The following is a 20183-nucleotide window of genomic DNA, read 5'->3' on the forward strand; positions in this document are numbered from 1 at the left end:
TCATTGCGCCGGCACGGACGGTGGCGCCTGGTTGAAGCGGGCCGCATCCGCGCCGGGCTGCAAGGCGTCGCTGAGGTGGGGCGGCTGGCCCAGCTGCTGCTCCAGCCGTTGCGTGGCGCTGCGCACCCGGTCCGCCAGGCCGGCGCTGCGGCTGTCGACGATGCTGGGCGTGACGAATACCACCAGCTCCGTTTCCTTGTTCTGGTAGCGCTTCGAGCGGAACAGAGTGCCCAGGATGGGGATGTCGCCCAGCAGGGGCACTTTGTCGACGTCGCTGCTGCTATTGCGTTGCAGCAGTCCGGCAAGGACGATGGTTTCGCCCTGCCGCACATTGAACTCCGTACGCGTGCGCCGCGTCAGCAAGGCCGGGCCGCTGCTGGTGGACAGCGAGGCGTCGATGGAACTGACTTCCGACTCGATGACGGCGCGGATGACGCCATTGCTGCCCACCTTGGGTTCGATGTCGAGCTTGATGCCGTAGGGCTTGAACTGTACCGTCACGCCGTTGACGGAGGCGACGGAATACGGAATCTCGCCGCCGGCCAGGAAGCTGGCCTTGTAGCCGCTGCGCGTCGACAATTGGGGCTCGGCAAGGATGCTGGCAGTGCCATTTTGTTGTAGTGCAAGTAACTGCGCGTTCAGCCCCAGGTTGATGGCGCTGAGGATGGTGAGGTTCGAGGGCAGGGGCACGAAACCGCCGTTGCCGCCATTCGGTACGGAGATCGGCGGCGCATTGGCCTCGCCCGTACGCACGTTGATCGCATAGCGGCCCGCATCGCCGCGGCTGGACGGCGCCCAGATGCCGCCGATGGCCGCGCCGCCCGTGGCGCTCCATTTCAGGCCCAGCTCGCGCAGTTCCGTGCGGGGGAACTCGACCACCTTGACGTCCATCATGACCATCTGTTCCCAGCCGATGGGGCTGGTGAAATTGACGATTTGCGGATAGCGCCTGGCCAGTTCCGCCACCTTGTCGCGGTCCGCGTCGGACAATTCATCGCCTTCGACGACGACTTTGTCGCCCACCACGCTGGCCTTCGCTTTCGGGATGGCCGACAAAAAGCTGGCGATATCGCGCGCATAGCGGCGCATGTCGAGCGGCAGCACCGTCACTTTCACGCGCTGGTAGCGGCCATCCTGGTGCCAGACGAACAACGAGGAGTTGCCGGCGCCGTTGGCGAAAATGATGACATCCCTGTCGTCGAGCGCGTTGGCGGTGATGACCTGGCCATTGCCCACGGCAATGCGCGCCACGCCCGGCGTGGGGAAGACGCGTGATTCGCCCAGGTACAGCTCCAGTTCGGGCTCCGATTCGGCATCGTCCTGTTTGGCGATGGGCTGGTAGCGCGCTGCCGCGCTGCTGGTATTGGCGGTCTTTGGCATGCTGCCGGCCCTGGCTGCGAGCGGTGCCTTGCCTTCGATCACGCCCTGGGACGCCGTTTGGGCGCGGGCGCAGGCCGGTGCCGCCAGGCTCGCGCCCAGCACGAGCGTTACGCAAAGGGCTGACAGCAGGGTGAGGAAGTAGCGTTTCATGGGACTGTGTCCATACAAAGGGCGTGCGGTGGCTTGCGCGCTGGCGCAAGGCAGGCTGTCGCCGGTACGCCTCAGGGCGGCGCGGCGGCAGCGTTGATGAGCGGAATGGGCGGTGGGGCGGCCACTGGCGCCGGCGGCATCGCCACTGGCGGATCGGTACCGCTGCGATGCCCCTGCAGGCGCAGGGCGTCGGGCGGCGCCGGCATGCCGCTGCCGCCATACAGCACGGGGATGCCGCGCCGCTGCGGCAGGGGAAGGCTATCCGGCCGGGTGTCGAACAGCAACGACAGGTCATAGTCTTGCTGGCCAGGCGCGGCCTTGTCCGCCGGATTGCGCAGCAAGGCCGTCAGCTTGCCGCTTTCGCGCGCGATGATGAGGTTACGCGCTTGCGCGGGCGTGGTGTCGAGGGTGACGGTGGCAAATTGCGCGGCCTCGCCGTTTTTCGCGTCATCCACCGAGCGCTGGCCCGTGGCCATGACTTGCATGCTTTGCAACAGCGGCAGCACGACCTTCCTGCCGTTCTGGTCGATGGTCAGCATCAGGTCGATCAGGTCGCCTGGTTCCAGCATGCCGGAGATCGAATTGATTTCATCGACCACCACCGTGATGGCGCGCCGCCCCGCCGCCAGGCGCGCGGAAAAGGTGGGCACGCGCTTGCCCGCCATCTGGCTCCACATGATCATTTCGCCCGCCTTGACGGGAAACGCGATGGCGTTGCCGGCGATGCGCTCGAAATCGCCCGGCTGCACGGCGCCCGAGTGGGCATATTCGACGGGAATCTTGCGCACGGCCGCGTTGTCGTTCGACAAGATCGTGTTTTGCGCCAGATCCGTCTTGGCGACGACGACGCTGAGCGTCTGATGCACATTGCGCGCCTCGATTTCGGCCACCCGGGAGCTGAGGAAGCTGCGCGTGGCGAAGGCGGCGAGCAGGCCGATGGCGAGTGCGGCGCCCAGTACCACCCAGGTCTTGTTGATCTTCGAAAACGGGGGGAAGGGAATTTTCATGATGCTCAGCCGGGCAGGGAAATGGCGTAGCTGAAGTCCTGGTACACGGACTTGAAGGCGGCCAGCAGTTGCCTGAGCACGCTGGTCTCGCCGCTCATGCCCACGCCCAGGGCGATGGCCAGCGCGGCGCAGACGATGGCGTACTCGACGCTGGATTGGCCCTCTTGCGGCCGGCGGCGGAAGCGGGGCCTCATCTGGCGGACTCCCGGCGCGTGATGGTGTTCAGGGCGATGGCCGTGTGGCCCTGGCTGTCGCGGTAAATCACCGCGAGCGCTTCACTGGCGGAGGTCTTGAAAAACAGCGAGGTGGCGCCGCCGGGCGCACTGGCAGCCGAGTCCGCACGCTCGAGCGTGTAGCCTTGCGCTTCGAGGGCGCGCCGCAAGTGACGGACATTGCTCTCGACGCCCATGGCGTTGCTGACAGTGAGCAACTCGGCGCGGCGCGGGCCATCCACCGAACGCGTTTGCGTCAGCAAGCGCGAGCCGGCAGGAAAGCGCGACAGCAGCCTGTCCGTGGCGCTATCGTGCGGCCCCGGCGCGGCGCCCAGGTGGCTGACGGCAAGCAGGCCGCGCGTACCGCTTCCCGCTGGCTGCAGCTGCACCGTGGCGTAAAATTCGCCCAGCGCCCGTCCCAGCACCAGCGTGCCGTCCCGCGTGTGTTCCGTCAGCGGTTGTCCCAGGCTGGCGCGGAACAGCGCCGCCACCTGGACCGGCGTCCTGGCGGACAGCACGCCGCGCACGTGCAGCGGCAGGCCATTGACGCGCATCTCGCCACCCGTGGCAAAGGTTTCAATGCCGGCGGGAACAGCGATCACGGGCCAGGCTGTCGGCGCCGACACAGCGGCACTGCAGGGCAGCAACAGCGCCAGTGCCGCGCCTGATAGACGCCGAAGATATTGTTTTGCTGTCATTTCTGCAATCTCCCCTGATGCGGATAAGGTGGATGGCGCAATGCCTACCTGAGTCGGTCGGGCGGCACGACATCGCGCCAGAAGTCGAGCTGCCCCAGCTTCGGACCTTGGATGTGCCCCATTTCCACCAGGGTCACGCTGGCATTGACCACGCCCGCCGCATCGCGCAGCGCCGTGGCGGGAACCAGCAGCTTGCTGTCGAGACGGGACTGCACCTGGGCCGGTCCCCCGGCTGCCCAGCCATCGATGGCCACGCTCGTATGGCGGTGGATGGCCAGGTCGAAACTGTCAAACGGTTGATAGGCGACGATGCCTGACGGCAACTTGGCCAGGCGCACGCTGACGTTGCCCCGGTAAATGCCGCGGCTTGGCAAGCCCAGTTCGTCGGCGGTGTGCAGGCCTGCGGAGGCGCCCGGCAAGCCGTTGAAAGGTGCGCCGTCGCTGGCGGGCGTGAAAGCGCCGGCATGGCTGGCCGCGTTGCCGGGGCCAAAACTGACGGCCACGTCGCTGTCGAAGTCCGCGATCAGGGCGATGCCGGCAGGCCCGCGCCAGAACAGGTTCTGGTGCGCGAGAAAATTACCGGCCGTATCGCCCGTCTTGATGGGGGCGTCCGCATTGCTGAAAAAGCGCCGTCGCACTTCGCCGGCCAGGGCTGCCGGCGGCTTCCAGGCACTCTGCGCATCGTTGTGCGTGATCGCCTCGAAGGTGACGTAGCGGCTGGCCATGCCGGCCTGCGTGGCGATGTCCTGGTATTTGGCGATCAGGGGCAGCAGCAGGTACAGCGGCAACAAGGCGGCGGCGAGCACGAGAAACTCCGTCAGCGCCTGGCCGCGGTCGTGCCTGGGGCGAAAGCTGTGCCGTTTCATGGCCGGTTCTCCGGGCGCGTGATGCGAAAGCCGCCCTCGAGGTAGGGCGCGAAAACGGCGTTCGGCACCAGGGTGTCGAGCCTGGCCTGCGTGGCGCGCAGCTCGATGCCGTTGGACGAGCTCATTTCCAAGGTCATGCCGGACATGCCTGCTTCGCCGATGGCGTCCAGCGAGGAAAAGGAGCCGCCGCGCGACACGCAGTTCTTGCCTTCCGGGTCGAGCGGATTGGGCCGGACCTCGCATTCCAGGCCGAGGATGACCTTGCGTTCGCCCATGCCCGCCTGCGGGTGCGCTTGCATGGCGGCAGCGAATGCGGCCATGGCCGGGCTGCCGGCCGCCAGGCGCACGATGTCGGCCTTTTGCGCCGCCGTCATCGGCGGCTGGCGGCGCGGCGGCGCGGCGCGCGCCTGTCCCGTGGCATCGCAATGACCGTGCGCCGTCTTTGCCAGCAAATCGACTTCGCAGGTCCCCAGGCTCGATGACAGGCTGGCCTTGCTGGTGCGCGCTTCCATCAGACTGCAATCGCGGGGATCGATGGCATAGGACAGGCCGGCGGCGTACACGATGCTGCGGTTGACGGCAGCATAGGTGTCCAGACGCATGCTGATGACATGTTCGGGCCAGGCGTGTGGCGGCTTCGAGGCGATGCCCCGTTCGCTGTTGCGCTGGACGCAAGCCTGTACTTCCGCGTGCAAGCGGGCCAGGCCGGCCGCGTCGCCGGGCTTGCCGTTCAGGTAGCCGCGCGCGCTGACCAGGTGCACCTTGACGGTGGCGTCGCGCGCCGCCAGCGCTTCGTGGACCATGGGCATTTGACGCACGGCATCTTCGGCCTGCGTGCTGGCCCTGGCCGGCAGCAGGATGCAAAGCAGGAGCAACAAGGACAGGCCAAACGGCTTCATCGCGCGCCTCCCATTGCTGTGGCGGCCGCCAGATCGGCCGCCGAGGTCGGCACGAGGCGCACTTGCCAATAAGGGTTGAACAGGCTGGCCAACTCCGTCATGCCATCGTCGCGCCCGCTTGGCCGTTCGAAATACACTTGTGCGGAGGACACTGCCGCCAGCACGGCGTGGGCCGGCTTGCCGTCGATGAGGGCCAGGCGGCCGCCCGGCTTGATGGCGGAGCTGCCATCGGATGTCCTGAGCTGGCCTTTCGCCCGCGTCAGGCGGATGGCGAAGGTCAGGCGCGGCTGCGGGTCCGTCGACGCGTAGGCCAGGGCCGGCACGGCGATGTCGTAAAAGGTGGGCAAACCGCTGTAATGCCAGTCGCTGCTGCTGGCCAGGGCGCTGGCGCGGGGATTGCCAGGGCGCGACTGGCCGTAAGCGGCGCCGCTGTCGTCGGGCGTGCCGTGGGCCGCCGCCTGCGTGCCGTAGCCGAGCGGCATTTCATCGTCGTCGCAGGTGGGCAGGCGAAACAGGCCGTGCGTATGCCAGGACCAGTGGTGCAGCGACGCCGTGTCCATGGCTTTCCACTCGTCGAAGTCGACGAGCTCCGTACCGCCGCGCCGGCGGAACTCCGCCTTGTTGCCCAACAGGCAAGGCAGGTGATTGGCCGAGGTCCAGGAGCGCTGCCGGACGAAGGCATCGCGCTGGGCGGCCGCGAGCGCCGCCTGCTTGAAGCGGCCCCGTTCGGCGCCCGCATACGCGCGGATGAAGCTGCTTCCCTCGAACTGCGTGAACGTATCGGTGATGGGCATGCTGTCGACATGTACGCTGCCGTCGCCCGCATAGTTGGCGTCGGCCACCTGCTGCATCAGCGTTTTACGGGCAGGCAGGATGGTGGCCGCCATGTTCGCCTGCGCGCCCTGCAGGACGGCCTTGGCCGCTTCGGAGGCCAGCACGCTGGCCTGCGCTGCTTGCTGCGCCACCTGGTCGACGGCTTGCGCGGTATTCCTGGCGGTAGGCAAGCTGAGCAGGTAGCAGACGGGGATGTAATCGATCAGCAGCAGCGCCGCCGGCACGGAGTAATAGCTGCGGCAGTTGAGGGGCGTGACGTTTTCCGTATGTTTGACGACATGGGCGGACCACGCGGCGATGCTGACGGCTTGCGCGATCATGACCTCGTTGGCCATCAGCGCGCGGTTGGTGTAGGCGTCGAAATTGAGGGCGCGCGCCTGCATGACAGCGGCGCTGTAGGCGACGGCGTCGGCCGTATTGACGAGCTTGGTTTTTTCCGCCGTGAGCTGGCCCGTATTGAAAACGAAGAGCAGGGCGGCCAGGCCGCCCATGAGAACGACGATGCCATAGATGAGCGCCTGGCCTTGCTGGCGGCGTTGCGCGAAGGGGGGCAGGCGGACTGCCTGTAGCGGTGTCATGATGATGTGGATGAGGCGCTCATTGGCTCGGGGGCTCGCTGGCGGCGGCAGCCTAGTCCTGCTTGCCGGTGGTGGCCTGGTCGCCGTACGTGGACAGGCTGTTCTTCGCCGTGTCCTTGGCGGCGGTCTCGGCCTTGGTGGCGGCCCCGCCGGCCTTGGCGATGGCGGCTGTGCCGTTCTTGCCCGACACCTCCATGGCGATGCCGGCCGTCTGGTTGCGTATGGTGGCGCCGAACAATTGATATACGCCGATGGCGGCGACGGCGATCAGGGCCACGATGACGATGTATTCCGTCATGCCCTGTCCCAATTGTTGCCGTATTGACTTGATTTTCCGCATAGCAGGTTTCATTTGAAATACCTTTCAGTTGAGAAAAGACAAACAATGGATGAATAAAAGAAGCAAGCACGCTCATCGTATGGCTGTTTTAATAAGCTGGCTTAATCGACATCAAGCCGACTGAGGATTTACGGGGAAGTGGGGCGGGATGGGCAGGCGTGCGCTGATAAAACAACAGACAATATTGCCAACTGAACGATGCACAGGAGGCGCCATGTCGGACATTATCGAACTGTTGCAATGGCCCGCCATGGCCGCTTCGCTGCTGGCGGCCTGGCTGGTGGGCTCGCGCATGGCCGCGCGGCGCCTTGCCGGGTTCTGGGTTTTCCTGTTCAGCAACGTGCTGTGGGTGTGCTGGGGCTGGCAAGACGAAGCCTGGGCCTTGATCGTGCTGAACGTTTGCCTGGCGCTGACGAATGTGCGCGGCATCGTCAAGAACGAGGGACCGTGACGTCGCTTCCACTTGAATATTGTCAATATGGAATGTTTTTTCGAGGCGGCATACATGCCGTGCCGCTGCCCCGCATCCATTTCAAGGCGGAAAATGGCCATTCTGGCCCGGTAGTTCCGGATATTTGCTGTCTTATATAAGATTCGTCGCCATCGGATACACAAACAGCGGCAGGACAGTCTAAAATACGCGGTGGGCAAGCACGGCGTCACCGCCGGCACACTAGCCGTCCAAAGCAAGGCTAACCGTCCTGTGTTTGGAATGAAGAAAGTTAACCACCACGCATCACCGCATACAAGGGAATGAACATGGCAACACAAAAATCCAAAATCATCTACACGCTGACTGACGAGGCGCCGCTGCTCGCGACGTATTCCCTGCTGCCGATTATCAAAAAATTCACCGCGCCGGCTGGCGTGGACGTGGTGTCCAGCGATATTTCGGTGGCGGCACGTGTACTGGCTGAATTTCCCGAATTCCTGACGGACGCGCAAAAAGTTCCGAATACCCTGGCTGAACTGGGCAAATTGACCCAGAATCCGGACACCAACATCATCAAGCTGCCGAACATCAGCGCCTCGCAAGGCCAGTTGATCGCTTGCGTGCGCGAACTGCAAGGCCGTGGCTACAAGCTGCCCGACTATCCGGAAGATGCGAAGACCGAAGAAGAAAAAGCCTTGAAGGCCCGCTACGGCAAGTGCATCGGCAGCTCGGTCAACCCGGTCCTGCGTGAAGGCAATTCCGACCGCCGCGCACCGAAAGCCGTCAAAGAGTATGCGCGCAAGCACCCGCATTCGATGGGCGAGTGGAGCCAGTCGTCGCAAACCCACGTTTCGCACATGCACCATGGCGACTTCTACCACGGCGAAAAATCGCTGACCCTGGAAAAAGCGCGCGATGTCAAGATGGAACTGGTCACGGCCTCGGGCAAGACCATCGTGTTGAAACCGAAGGTTTCCCTGCAAGCGGGCGAGATCATCGACAGCATGTTCATGAGCAAGAAAGCGCTGCTGGAGTTCTACGAGAAGGAAATCGACGACGCCTTCAAGACGGGCGTGATGTTCTCGCTGCACGTCAAGGCCACCATGATGAAGGTCTCGCACCCGATCGTCTTCGGCCACTGCGTGCGCATCTTCTACAAGGACGCGTTTGCCAAGCACGCCGAACTGTTCGACAAGCTGGGCGTGAATGTCAACAATGGCATGAGCAACCTGTACGACAAGATCGAGACCCTGCCAGCGTCGCAAAAAGATGAAGTATTGAAAGATTTGCACGCCTGCCACGCGCATCGTCCGGAACTGGCCATGGTCGATTCGGCCAAGGGCATCACCAACTTCCATTCGCCGAACGACATCATCGTCGACGCGTCGATGCCCGCCATGATCCGTATCGGCGGCAAGATGTGGGGCGCCGATGGCCGTCCGAAAGACGTCAAGGCAGTCATGCCGGAATCGACTTTCGCACGCATTTACCAGGAAATGATCGGCTTCTGCAAATGGCATGGCAACTTCGATCCGAAGACCATGGGCACCGTGCCGAACGTGGGCCTGATGGCGCAGCAAGCGGAAGAATACGGTTCGCACGACAAGACGTTTGAAGTGCCTGAAGGCGGCACCGCCAACATCACCGACCTGGAAACGGGCGAAGTGCTGCTGACGCAAACGGTGGAAGAGGGCGATATCTGGCGCATGTGCCAGGTCAAGGACGCCCCGATCCGCGACTGGGTCAAGCTGGCCGTCACGCGCGCGCGCAATTCGGGCATGCCTGCCGTGTTCTGGCTCGATTCCTATCGTCCGCACGAGAACGAAGTCATCAAGAAGGTACAGGTTTACCTGAAGGAGCACGACACCAAGGGTCTGGACATCCAGATCATGTCGCAGACGCGCGCCATGCGCTACACGCTGGAACGCGCCTTCCGCGGCCTGGACACCATTTCCGTGACCGGCAACATCCTGCGCGACTACCTGACCGATCTGTTCCCGATCCTGGAACTGGGCACGTCCGCCAAGATGCTGTCGATCGTGCCATTGATGGCTGGTGGCGGCATGTACGAAACGGGCGCCGGCGGTTCGGCACCGAAACACGTCAAGCAGCTGGTGGAAGAAAACCATCTGCGCTGGGATTCGCTGGGCGAGTTCCTGGCCCTGGCCGTGTCGCTGGAAGACATGGGCATCAAGACGGGCAATGCGAAAGCCAAGATCCTCGCGAAAACCCTCGACGAAGCCACCGGCAAACTGCTGGACAACAACAAGTCGCCATCGCCACGCACGGGCGAACTGGACAACCGCGGCAGCCATTTCTACCTGGCCATGTACTGGGCGCAAGCCCTGGCAGCGCAGAAGGACGATGCGGAACTGGCAGCGCATTTTGCGCCAGTGGCAAAAGCCCTGGCGGACAACGAAGAAAAGATCGTTGCCGAGCTGAAAGCAGTCCAAGGCAAGGAAACGGATATCGGCGGCTACTATCTGCCGGATCCCGCGAAGACGGAAGCGGTCATGCGTCCTAGCGCCAGCCTGAATGCCGTGCTCGACACTATCTGATGCAGTCCTGACAGGCAGTAGGTTCTTTACTGCCTGACAAAAAAACGCCGCCGGAAGCGATTCCGGCGGCGTTTTTCATTTTCCCTGCATCTTACTGGCCCTGCATCTTACTGGTAGTGCTTGTAAACACTGGTGCTGCCATTGCTTTTGACCAGCAAGACGTCGTATGCATCCTTGCGCGGCCCTTCCATGCCTGGCGAGCCCATCGGCATTGCCGGCACGGCCAGGCCTTTCGCCTTGGGTTTTTCGCGCAGCAGCTGCTTGATGTCGCTGGCCGGCACATGGCCTTCGATGGCGTAGCCGTTGACGAGGCCCGTGTGGCAGGAGCCGAGCGCGTCGGGAATGCCGGCCAGCTTGCGGTATTGCGCCGGCATCTCGACGTTTTTCGCGCGCACCGTGAAACCGTTCGCTTCCAGGTGCTTGATCCATTCGGAACAGCAGCCGCACGAGGCGCTCTTGTAGACTTCAATGACGGGCAGGGCCGCCATGGCGAACGTGGGCAAGCCCAGCATGGCGGCGAAGGCGCCGCGCAGTATGTAATGTTTGATCATGTGTCGCTTTCAGACGGAATAGGGCTATCGTGGCCACTGCGGTGGCCTGCTTGGGACGAGCTTGGAATTTAAGCGGAAAGCGGCCGCGGGGGCCGGCGCGGGCCATCGGGAATGAATCCCGGCAGCAAGGTGGCAGTGGTCAGGGCCGCATGTTCCGCGCCGTTGACGGGCGCGGCGGGCAGGGCGAGGCCGGGCGGCATCAAGGCGCCCAGGCAAAAGAGGGAACAGGCGCCGCACGCGGCATGCTTGGCAGGGGTCTTGTTTTCTTCCGGCGTGCCGGCGCTGTCCGTGATGGCGGATGACTGCACGGCGTGATGCTGGCAAGCCCCTGCCATCGCGGCGGCAGGCGATGCCGCAAGCGGCGCGCACGCCCGCATGGCGCCCGCCGCCTGCAGCGGCACCGCCGCGATCAGCAGCAGGATCAGCCATGTTTTGAAGAGTCTTAGCATCGCCGGAAAGTATAGCATGCAGGTACTGTCGCCAGGCAGGCTAGCGCGAGGCGGCGGCAAGCATCTTCGATGCATACATGGCCCGGTCCGCATGGCGCAACAGCAGTTGCATGGTATCGCCGTCTTCCGGATAGTGGGCCACGCCGATGCTGACGGTGATCCGCAATTGCTGTCCGTTGCCCAGGTGCAGCGGCGCGGCCAGGGCCGCGTGGATCTTTTGCTCGATCAGGCTGACATCGGCCAGTGTGACATTGCTTTCCAGAAGCACGACGAATTCATCGCCGCCCATCCTGGCCAAGGTGTCTGTTTCGCGCATGCAATCGCGCAGGCGGCTCGCCACCGTTTGCAGCAGCAGGTCGCCACAGGCATGGCCGTGGTCGTCGTTGACGCGCTTGAAGTTGTTCAAGTCCAGGAACAGCAGCGACAGCCGGCCTTCCTGGCGGTGTGCGCGCGCGAACGCCGTGTGCAGACGGTCGTGGAACAGGCGGCGGTTCGGCAAACGGGTCAGTTCATCATGCATGGCCATGAACTGCATTTGCGTCTGCAACTGCCGGCGCTCGATGGCGGTCGCTAGTTGCTTTGCGACAAATTGCAGCAAATCCTGGTCTTGCGCCGTGCCGATGACGGCATCCTGGCCGCCTTGCAAGGCCAGCGCGCCGATGCTGCCCAGCGAGGAATACAGGGGCACGGCAAGCCAGCACGAGGACAGGGCGCCAGCCGCCGTTTGCAGCGCCGGCGGCAGGCCGGCCAGTTGTCCCGCCTGCAGCAGCAAGGGGCGGCCGCTGCGCAGGACTTCGTCGCACAGCAGGCTGGCCAGGGACGGCGTCGGCTGCGGCGCGCTGTCGCCGGCATGGCAGGTCATCAAAGGCTGTGCGCCATGTTCGTCCTGCAGCAGCAAGGTCAGGCTGCGCGCAGGCAAGTGCTCGCCGATGATGTGCTGTATGCGGTACAGCAAGGCGGGCAAATCCTGCGTCGCCTGCATGGCTTCGGAAATGGCGTACAGCGCAGCCTGCTTTGCCTGCGCCTGTTTCAGCAAGGTGATGTCGCGCGCCACGGCCACGCGCAGCTGGTCGGCGGCGGACCAGCGGGCCGACCACATGATGTGGGCAAGGCTGCCATCCTTGCGCAGGTAGCGGTTTTCAAAGTGCGTCTGCGCATGGCCATCCATGATGGCGCGCGCGGCGGCCAGGGTGCGGGCGCGGTCGGCGGGGGCGACCATGTCGAGCATGAGCTTGCCGATCATTTCCTGCTGCGTGTAGCCGAAGATGCGTTCGCAGGCGGCGCTGACGAACACGAAGCGCCCGTCCACGTCAACCATGCACACGGCGTCAAGCAGCAAATCGGTGAAACTGGCGACCGGCGCGCTAATCATATGTTTCATATGCCCACCATTCTAGTGGACATTGCCGATCGATATTGAAATTGTTGTTTTTAGGGATAAGTGACTGGGCAGCGCGACTTGCCCGGCGCAGGAGGGCAGCGTGGAACTGGCGATGGCCAGACTTTAATCACTGACGACAAACGAGCCCTGGTCGAGTTGATCCAGCGTGACGATGGTGCTGCTGCCCTGCGCGCCGCTGGCCTGGCTGAGCCGTGCATGCAGCTGGGCCAGATAGTCGGCGCGGCAGCGGCGCAGCACGTAATCGCGGAAGTTATCCTGTTCCAAGGCGTGCCAGGCGCGTTCGCGTCCTTGCGCCGAGCGCTTGCCGGCCAGCTCGATCAGCGCCGGCGTGATGTTGGCGTCGCCGCGGCTCAGGCGCGCGTAGCCGTAGCGGTCCATATACGGGCCGGTGAGCGTTTCGATGAGGTTGATGTCATCGTCCGATAGTTGCTGCCTGAATTTGTCGATGTTGGTCGCGATCGGCGCATGGCAGTTGGCCGACCAGAGCGATGACAACTGCGCGATTTGCCGCGCCTCCGCCGACGCGGCCACGTCCAGCATTTGCGGCAGGAAGGCGATGCCGAGAAAATCACATACTGTTTCCAGCGTCTCTTGTTGCCGCGACAGGAAATCTTCATAGCGTATCGTCAGCACGCGCTGCGGATAGCGTTGCACGACATGGTCGGCTGCCGCATGGGCGGCCAGCCAGGTCCTGGCATTGAGCAGCGTGTCGAAATCGTGGATGATGGCGCGGTTCATCGACGCCACTTGCGCGCGCGGATCGCGCACCACGTTCAGGAACAGCATGTCGGGATATAGCCGTACGATGTCGTCGGCGTAGTGCACGCTGTCGAGCGACTTGTCCATCACCACCTGCGCCTGGCGGCGTTCGCCCGCGCGCAGCAGCAGCTCCCATGCCACGCGGTGGATGCTGCGCGGCTGGCCGCGCAGCGTCTCGAACACTTCCACCGGATCGAAGACGACCCCCGGCCACTTGACCATGCTGGCCGCCGCCAGGCCCACCACATCGACCACCAGGCGAAAGTAGGCGCGGTCATCGCGCAAGTCGCCGTACAGGGGCAGCAGCGGCATCATGTCAACCAGGTGCAGTGGATACGGCGAATAAAACTGCGGCGACAGGTTCAGGCGCAGGCGCAGGGCATGGCTGCCGCAGCGGCGCAAGGGGATCATCATGACGGGGCGCGGGCGCGCGTCGTCGCCGGGATGGTGGCTGCTGATCATCTCATCATTCCTCGAAAAGGTGGCCGCGCGGCATCAGATGAAGTGCGGGCACAGTTGCTGGAACAGCCGCTCGCAGGCCTGTTCCAGCGACAGCACGCCCGTGTCCAGCATAAGCGCCGGCGCCAGCGGTGCCTCGTAGGGCGCGGAGACGCCCGTAAATGCAGGGATCAGTCCGGTTCGCGCTTTTTTGTACAGTCCCTTGGGGTCGCGCTCCTCGCATAGCGCGCTCGGCGTGCTGATATAGGCTTCGATAAAATTGTCGCTGCCGATGATCTGGCGCGCCATCTCGCGGTCGCTGCGCAGCGGCGAGATGAAGGCGCAGATGACCATCATGCCGGCATCGTTCATCAGCCTGGCCACGACGGCGCTGCGGCGGATGTTTTCCTGGCGATCGCGGGGAGAGAAACCCAGGTCTCCATTCAGGTGGTGCCGCATATTGTCGCCGTCGAGCACGCAGCTCAGGTGACCCTCTGCCAGCAGCCGCCTTTCCAGCGCGTACGCCAGCGTCGACTTGCCTGCGCCGCTCAGGCCGGTCAGCCACAGCGTCGCGCCTTGCTGACCGGCCAGCAGGCCCCGTTGTTCCTTGCCGATATGGCTTGCATGCGGGAAGATGTGCGTCGCTACCACTTCGCCCGCAGCGGCGATCTGTTCCAGTTTACCCACGTGTGCCACTCCCCCGTTGCCGGCTCAAAACTGTTCCCACTCGATTTCGCTGGGCTTGGCGACGGCCGGACGGGCCGGCTTTGCCGTGGCGGGCGCGCGCCGCACCGCCGGCGGCGGTGGCTGACGGCTGACCAGGCGCAGTCCCGCATCGCGGCCGCCAGCGATGTTGCCCACGCGGAAGACGCTGACGACATCGTTCAGGCTGTTGACCTGTTCCTGCATCGCTTGCGCTGCGGCGGCGGCTTCTTCGACCAGTGCCGCATTTTGCTGCGTCACATTGTCCATTTGCGTCACGGCCATATTGATTTGCTCGATGCCAGCGGATTGTTCCTGGCTGGCGGACATCATTTCAGACATGATGCCGGTGACGCGCTTGACGCTGGCGACCACCTCGTGCATGGTCGATCCTGCCTGTTCGACCAGCCGGTTGCCGGCCTGGACCTTGTCGACCGAGTCGCCGATCAGGTCCTTGATTTCCTTGGCTGCGGCGGCCGAGCGCTGCGCCAGATTGCGCACCTCGGTGGCCACCACGGCAAAGCCGCGCCCCTGTTCCCCGGCACGGGCCGCCTCGACCGCCGCGTTCAGCGCCAGGATATTCGTCTGGAAGGCGATGCCGTCGATGACGGCGATGATGTCGACGATCTTGCGCGCCGAGACATCGATGGCCGCCATGGTGTCGACCACCTGCGCCACCACGGCCCCGCCCTTGGTGGCGACATTGGAGGCCGATTCGACCAGCCCGTTGGCCTGGCGTGCATGGTCGGTGTTGATGCGCACGGTGCTGGTTAGTTCTTCCATGGATGAAGCGGTTTGCTCCAGCGTACTGGCCTGCTGTTCCGTGCGCGAAGACAAGTCCAGGTTGCCCATGGCGATCTGGCCTGCCGCCGTGGCGATGGTCTCGGTGCTGGCGTGAACTTGCTGGACGATCTGCGCCAGGCTGTCGCGCATCGATTGCATGGCGTGCAGCAGGCTGTGCGTATCGCCGGGGCGGGTATGAATGGGCACGGCCAGGTTGCCGCTGGCAATCTGCCCGGCGATCGCCGCCGCTTCGTCGGGCTCGCAGCCGAGTTGGCGCGTCACGCTGCGCGTGATCAGCACGGCGGCCAGCAGGCTGGTGATGAGGGCCAGCGAGCCGATGCTCAGCATCACCAGGCGCGCCTGGCTGTAGGCCGCCTCGGCCATGCTGGAAGCCTCGTTATTCTGCTTTTCCTCGACGGCGATCAAGGTGCGCAGCAATTCCCACCAGCGCTTTTGCACGGGGCGGAATTCATAGCGCAGCAGTTTGTAGGCATCGTCCTGCTTGTGCTCCAGCGCCAGCGCGGCGGCCCGCTGAATGAAGGGCGCCGCCAGGTCGCTTTGTGTGCGGATCTGTTCGAGCAGGCTTTTTTCTTCGCTCGAGGTGCCTTCCAGCTTGGCGAACATTTCCCCCAGCTTTTGCTGGGCAGCGGCGTATTTTTTTTCCTGCTCGGCGATGCGCGCGACCTCGATCTGGATCTCCTTCTCCTCCTTCAGCAAAATCAGGTTGCGCAGCGCCAGCGCCCGCTCGGTCACTGTCAAGTCCATAGTCTGGGCCAGCCTGGTTTCGACGTTGTTGACCTTGGTCGCTTCATCCATGCGGTCCTGGATTTGTCGCATGCTGGTCAGCCCCAGCGCGATGACCAGCAACAGGAACAGGGCGACCAGGCCAAAGCCCATGCCGAGCCGCTTGGCGATGGTTAAGTGCATAAATTTCATATTGCCTCCTTAAGGCCGTGCTTGCGGTTCCGAATAAGCATATGCAGCTTTATCACGAAGCACTCAGCGATCATATTGATTGCGGGCCGGCGAAATATCACACTTCGTCACTTTCAGCATTTGAGCAACAGTAGAAATTTACTTGTGGCAACTGTTTAAATTGAGTTAGATGGCGAACACCTGCGAACGCTGGCATGGCGGCGGAGCATGATTTGTATCAAGAATGAAAAATTTTCATGCTCCTTTGCGCTCATGATTTCACATTTCACGTCGTTATAGCAGTGTCTGCTTAGCGCTTGAGATGCGACCCATCCCTTGCTCTGAGAAAACATGGCAGTACTCGACGGCTACCAGTTATCAAAAAATGAAAGTTATGCATACTTTACCTAACCATCCATCTTCGTTTAGCAAGGCATAAGACCCATGACCTCCGTCTCCTCGATCCCGAGCTGGAATCCAAGTCCCTCACGCGCGCTCAATGCCGCTGCCACCAAGGCGGATGCCGCGCCGTCTCCGGCGCCGAGCCCGTCCTCCATTGTTGACATCGGGGCGACGCAAGCCGTCGCGCAGCTGCTGCCTTCGCCGACGATATGGGAAAGCGCGACGCGCAACAAGGTGAGCGACGCGATGACAAAGAGCTTCTCTTCGCATGCGTTTGGCGGCCGCTTCAGCGGCCTGGGCGCGGCCATGCTGGGGCAGGCCAAGCTGGGCAACTACAATTTCTCGCAGGCGATGCGGCAGCCGCCGCCGAGCACCACGCCGAATGTGTATGCGGCGTCCGGCATCGCGCCGGGCAGCCTGCATGGCAATGGCGAAGACAAGGTTACCCTCAGCATCACGACCAAAAGCGGCGTGGAAGTCAAGCTGTCGCTCGACAGCCAGGGCGACGGCCTGGCCGTGAGCATGACGACCAGTGGCGACCTCAGCGACGCTGAAGCCAGCGCCCTGGGCGACCTGGCGAAGGGTTTTCAGGACGCCATCGATGGCATGGGACGGGATACGCCGAAAATCAAGCTGGAAGGCTTGATGCAGTTCGACCAGCAGTTGCTGGCGTCGGTGAAACTGCATGCGGAAGTCAAGGTGCGCGGCGAGATAGAGGGCGTGCAAACCCTGGATTTCCAGGCCGATGGCGCGCAGCGCCAGGTCAGCTTCAGCGGCGTGGCCGGCTCCCTGGACCTGAAGGTCGACGCCAGCCAACTCAATACCCTGGGCAGTCGCGAACGGCAAGCCAAGGCGCTGGGCAGTTACATGAAGCAGTTCGACCAGGCGGCGTCGCGCGGCCATGGCGACGCGGGCCTGATGGCCATGCTCAAGGATAGCTTCACGGCCCTGCACAGCAATACCGCCGCGCCGCAAGCGGCCACGGACACGCCCGCGACGGGCAAGTGGCGCTTGGCGGCCGAGGACAAGTCCATCCTGACGGGGCTGGCCGATTTCAGCGCCTCCGTATCGCAAGCCGTGAAATTCAGCAATCCCATGCGCAGTTCGGAAAAGGATGGCTTCAATTATGAAGTGTCGCAAAAGACGCTGCAGGCCGGCGCCAGCCAGGATGCACGTTCGGTCAGGCAGCAGCAGCAATCGAAGCTCAGCGCCAGCTTCCATGAGACCCTCGTCCCCGGCGTGCCGCTGCGCCTGACGACCAGCACGGAATCGCAGAACTATACCTATCACCAGATCGAGGATACGGCCAGCAGCGACGCGCAGGTGGCCTACAAGGATGGCAAGATGGTGAAGGCGAGCTTGCGGCAGGAGGGCAATCAGTCCGAGCATGTCATGAAATATTTCTTGGGCAAGCTGGAATCGGACAAGACCATACCAGGCAATTATTCTGTGCTGCGCGATTTGCTGCCCGTGCTGGGGCCGTACCGGACGGACGAGCTGGGCATGACGCCCGAGAAGAAGGCGGAGCAGCGCCAGCAGGCGATGCTGACCCTGAGCGACGAGGTGCTGCTGCAATCGTATGCGGGCCAGACCATCGGCCTGTGGCGCGCCGACGTGCTGCCGGAAGAGGGCGGGGCCGCCGCTTAACAACAGACGGCGAGACCGCGTTGAATGCAAAAAGCCCGCCTTCCTGCGAAGACGGGCTTTTTGTTTGCTTGTTGCTTGGCTTGATGCGGTGTAAAACAGCCTATGCCTTGGCCTTGTTTTGCTTGATCCAGTAGCCGACGCCCAGCGCGGCCAGCCACACGGGAATCAGGTAGACGGAGATGCGCAGGCCCGGCGTCAGGTACATGATCACCAGGATGCCGGCCAGGAACACCAGGCACAGGTAGTTGGTGAACGGGTAGCCCAGGCTCTGGAACAGGGTCGTCTTGCCCTCGGCCTTCTTTTGCGCGCGGAAACGCAAATGGATCCAGCTGATCATGGCCCAGTTGATGATCAGCGCCGACACGACAAGGCCCATCAGCACTTCGAACGCTTCGCCCGGCATGAAGTAATTGACCACCACGCAGGCGCCCGTCGCCAGCGCGGACACGCCCAGCGCCACCAGCGGCACGCCGCGGCGGTTCAGGTGCAGCAGCGCGCGCGGCGCATTGCCTTGCTTGGCCAGGCCGAACAGCATGCGCGTGTTGCAGTACACGCCGCTGTTGTAGACGGAGAGTGCCGCCGTCAGCACCACCACGTTCAGGGCCGTGGCCACCAGGTTGCTGTCGAGCGCATGGAAGATCAGGACAAAAGGGCTGCCGCCGGTGACGACGTTTTGCCACGGGTACAGCGACAGCAGGATGCCGAGCGCGCCGATGTAAAAGATCAGGATACGGTAGATGGCCTGGTTGGTGGCGCGCGGAATCGTCGTGCTCGGATCATCCGCCTCGGCCGCCGTGATGCCTACCAGCTCCAGGCCGCCGAACGAGAACATGATGACGGCCATGGCCATCACCAGCCCCTGCCAGCCATTCGGGAAAAAGCCGCCGTGCTGCCACAGGTTGGCCACGGACGCCTGCGGCCCCGCGTCGCCGGAAGCGAGCAGATACGCGCCGAAGACGATCATGCCGATGATGGCGACCACCTTGATGATGGCGAACCAGAATTCCATCTCGCCAAACGCTTTGACATTGAGCAAACTGATGGCGTTGATGGCGCAAAAGAAGATCAGTGCCGAGACCCAGGTCGGCACGCCGGGCCACCAGTACTGCACGTAGATGCCGACGGCCGTCAGCTCGGCCATGCTGACGAGCACATACAGTACCCAGTAATTCCAGCCCGACAAAAAGCCGGGCAGGTGGCCGCAGTATTTGTCGGCAAAGTAGCTGAAGGAGCCGGCGACGGGTTCGTCGACCACCATCTCGCCCAGCTGGCGCATGATCAGAAAGGCGATGACGCCGGCAATGCCATAGCCGAGCAGCACGGAAGGGCCGGCCATCTTGATTGTTTGCGCGATGCCCAGAAACAGGCCGGTGCCGATGGCGCCGCCCAGGGCGATGAGCTGGATGTGGCGGCTTTTCAGGCCGCGCTTGAGCTCTTGTGGTTCGGTATTCCCGACTGCCGTCATATGTTTTATCCTGTTTTTACGGGGCTGAGGTCGCTGATTCTAAAGCATGCACGGGCAAAGCAGGAGCGAAATGCATGTTGCACTGCGGAGGCGCAAGAAACGCCCCGCATCTTCGCCGAACGGCGCGCAAAACGGCGGCCTAGTCCTGCCCGCGCGGCGCGCCGGCCGCGACGATGGCCGGTTCATACACGGCCAGGAACTCGGGCGGCAGGCGGCGCGCGCGGCCGCTGCTCAATTCGATGCAGATCAAGTCCCAGCGTCCGCGCACGACGGTGGCGCCGTCGCTGTCGCGGATCAGCTGGAAGCGCCGTTCCATGCTGGAACGCCCGTCGCTGGCGCACAGCCAGGTGGCCAGGGTCAGCGCTTCGCCGGCCCGGGTCGGCAGCAGGTAGTCGTATTCGCCGCGGCGTATCGCCATGGCACGGTCCAGGCGCCGGTAATCGTCGAGGTCCAGCCCCAGGGTGGCCGAGTGGTGCCAGGCGACATGCTCGCACCAGCGTACGTAGACGGCATTGTTGGTGTGCTGCAAGCCGTCGATGTCGCCCGGTTCGGGCATGACGGGCAGGGTGTGGGCGTGCGGATAATCCCAGTTCAAGAGCGCTCCTTTCGATGCGGTGGCGGCTGATTGTACGTGCTTGCGGTGTTTCCTTGTTTCCTGTCTGCGGCGCACGTCTGGAAAAACACTGTTTTTCAAATTGATGTATGATGCATCATA

At 63.5% G+C, this 20183-nt stretch carries 19 protein-coding genes; 3 read left to right on the forward strand and 16 right to left on the reverse strand.

Features of this window, described 5'->3' with window-relative positions; all coding sequences use genetic code 11:
- The 8 genes from AC1RBA_RS02190 to AC1RBA_RS02225 all read right to left on the reverse strand — a co-directional run bounded on the left by AC1RBA_RS02190 (nucleotide 1) and on the right by AC1RBA_RS02225 (nucleotide 6922).
- Complete coding sequence (locus AC1RBA_RS02190; protein WP_492416320.1) at nucleotides 1–1530, reverse strand: type II and III secretion system protein family protein; 1530 nt, start codon at nucleotides 1528–1530, stop codon at nucleotides 1–3.
- Between the two features lie 71 nt (nucleotides 1531–1601).
- Complete coding sequence (gene cpaB, locus AC1RBA_RS02195) at nucleotides 1602–2537, reverse strand: Flp pilus assembly protein CpaB (protein WP_492416322.1); 936 nt, start codon at nucleotides 2535–2537, stop codon at nucleotides 1602–1604.
- 5 nt (nucleotides 2538–2542) lie between these two features.
- A complete protein-coding gene (locus AC1RBA_RS02200) occupies nucleotides 2543–2731 on the reverse strand; it encodes a Flp family type IVb pilin (protein WP_070291499.1) in 189 nt (62 codons plus the stop codon).
- Complete coding sequence (locus AC1RBA_RS02205; protein WP_492416323.1) at nucleotides 2728–3375, reverse strand: hypothetical protein; 648 nt, start codon at nucleotides 3373–3375, stop codon at nucleotides 2728–2730. Before AC1RBA_RS02205 ends, AC1RBA_RS02200 begins: the two co-directional genes overlap by 4 nt.
- Nucleotides 3376–3491: 116 nt before the next feature.
- The gene (locus tag AC1RBA_RS02210) at nucleotides 3492–4313 is read right to left on the reverse strand and encodes a hypothetical protein (RefSeq protein WP_492416325.1); all 822 of its coding nucleotides are present in this window, start codon (nucleotides 4311–4313) and stop codon (nucleotides 3492–3494) included.
- On the reverse strand, nucleotides 4310–5212 hold the full coding sequence (locus AC1RBA_RS02215; RefSeq protein ID WP_121669673.1) for a hypothetical protein: 903 nt from the start codon (nucleotides 5210–5212) through the stop codon (nucleotides 4310–4312). The genes AC1RBA_RS02210 and AC1RBA_RS02215 overlap by 4 nt, the downstream gene beginning before the upstream one ends.
- Entirely contained in the window at nucleotides 5209–6624 is a 1416-nt protein-coding gene (locus AC1RBA_RS02220; RefSeq protein WP_492416327.1) for a pilus assembly protein TadG-related protein, read from the reverse strand. Before AC1RBA_RS02220 ends, AC1RBA_RS02215 begins: the two co-directional genes overlap by 4 nt.
- Nucleotides 6625–6676: 52 nt before the next feature.
- The gene (locus AC1RBA_RS02225) at nucleotides 6677–6922 is read right to left on the reverse strand and encodes a Flp family type IVb pilin (RefSeq protein ID WP_070218525.1); all 246 of its coding nucleotides are present in this window, start codon (nucleotides 6920–6922) and stop codon (nucleotides 6677–6679) included.
- Nucleotides 6923–7178: 256 nt separating this feature from the next.
- Here AC1RBA_RS02225 and AC1RBA_RS02230 point away from each other — a divergent pair, with 256 nt between their 5' ends.
- Together AC1RBA_RS02230 and AC1RBA_RS02235 are read left to right on the forward strand one after the other, a co-directional pair.
- Complete coding sequence (locus tag AC1RBA_RS02230) at nucleotides 7179–7415, forward strand: hypothetical protein (RefSeq protein WP_070218524.1); 237 nt, start codon at nucleotides 7179–7181, stop codon at nucleotides 7413–7415.
- Nucleotides 7416–7723: 308 nt separating this feature from the next.
- Nucleotides 7724–9955, forward strand: a complete 2232-nt coding sequence (locus AC1RBA_RS02235) for an NADP-dependent isocitrate dehydrogenase (protein WP_099409459.1) — start codon at nucleotides 7724–7726, stop codon at nucleotides 9953–9955.
- 107 nt (nucleotides 9956–10062) lie between these two features.
- On the opposite strand, the gene AC1RBA_RS02240 is transcribed toward AC1RBA_RS02235, so the two are convergent.
- The 6 genes from AC1RBA_RS02240 to AC1RBA_RS02265 all read right to left on the reverse strand — a co-directional run bounded on the left by AC1RBA_RS02240 (nucleotide 10063) and on the right by AC1RBA_RS02265 (nucleotide 15975).
- Entirely contained in the window at nucleotides 10063–10506 is a 444-nt protein-coding gene (locus tag AC1RBA_RS02240) for a DUF411 domain-containing protein (protein ID WP_070218523.1), read from the reverse strand.
- 68 nt (nucleotides 10507–10574) lie between these two features.
- Nucleotides 10575–10955, reverse strand: coding sequence for a hypothetical protein (locus AC1RBA_RS02245; RefSeq protein WP_492416329.1), 381 nt, complete (start codon nucleotides 10953–10955; stop codon nucleotides 10575–10577).
- A gap of 40 nt (nucleotides 10956–10995) precedes the next feature.
- The gene (locus AC1RBA_RS02250; RefSeq protein WP_492416330.1) at nucleotides 10996–12336 is read right to left on the reverse strand and encodes a sensor domain-containing protein; all 1341 of its coding nucleotides are present in this window, start codon (nucleotides 12334–12336) and stop codon (nucleotides 10996–10998) included.
- A gap of 123 nt (nucleotides 12337–12459) precedes the next feature.
- Nucleotides 12460–13578 (reverse strand): sulfotransferase family protein, encoded by a 1119-nt coding sequence (locus AC1RBA_RS02255; RefSeq protein WP_492416332.1) that lies wholly within the window; start codon nucleotides 13576–13578, stop codon nucleotides 12460–12462.
- Nucleotides 13579–13611: 33 nt separating this feature from the next.
- A complete protein-coding gene (gene cysC / locus AC1RBA_RS02260) occupies nucleotides 13612–14241 on the reverse strand; it encodes an adenylyl-sulfate kinase (protein ID WP_492416334.1) in 630 nt (209 codons plus the stop codon).
- 24 nt (nucleotides 14242–14265) lie between these two features.
- A complete protein-coding gene (locus AC1RBA_RS02265) occupies nucleotides 14266–15975 on the reverse strand; it encodes a methyl-accepting chemotaxis protein (RefSeq protein WP_175444826.1) in 1710 nt (569 codons plus the stop codon).
- A 423-nt stretch (nucleotides 15976–16398) separates the two neighbouring features.
- Here AC1RBA_RS02265 and AC1RBA_RS02270 point away from each other — a divergent pair, with 423 nt between their 5' ends.
- Nucleotides 16399–18003, forward strand: a complete 1605-nt coding sequence (locus AC1RBA_RS02270) for a hypothetical protein (RefSeq protein WP_492416336.1) — start codon at nucleotides 16399–16401, stop codon at nucleotides 18001–18003.
- A gap of 100 nt (nucleotides 18004–18103) precedes the next feature.
- Here the strand turns inward: AC1RBA_RS02270 and AC1RBA_RS02275 are convergent, their stop codons facing one another.
- Both AC1RBA_RS02275 and AC1RBA_RS02280 read right to left on the reverse strand, forming a co-directional pair.
- On the reverse strand, nucleotides 18104–19468 hold the full coding sequence (locus AC1RBA_RS02275; protein ID WP_070291489.1) for an amino acid permease: 1365 nt from the start codon (nucleotides 19466–19468) through the stop codon (nucleotides 18104–18106).
- A gap of 139 nt (nucleotides 19469–19607) precedes the next feature.
- A complete protein-coding gene (locus AC1RBA_RS02280; protein WP_492416338.1) occupies nucleotides 19608–20063 on the reverse strand; it encodes an acyl-CoA thioesterase in 456 nt (151 codons plus the stop codon).
- Nucleotides 20064–20183: the final 120 nt, after the last annotated feature.

Source organism: Janthinobacterium sp. GW823-FHT03B06 (assembly GCF_058796955.1).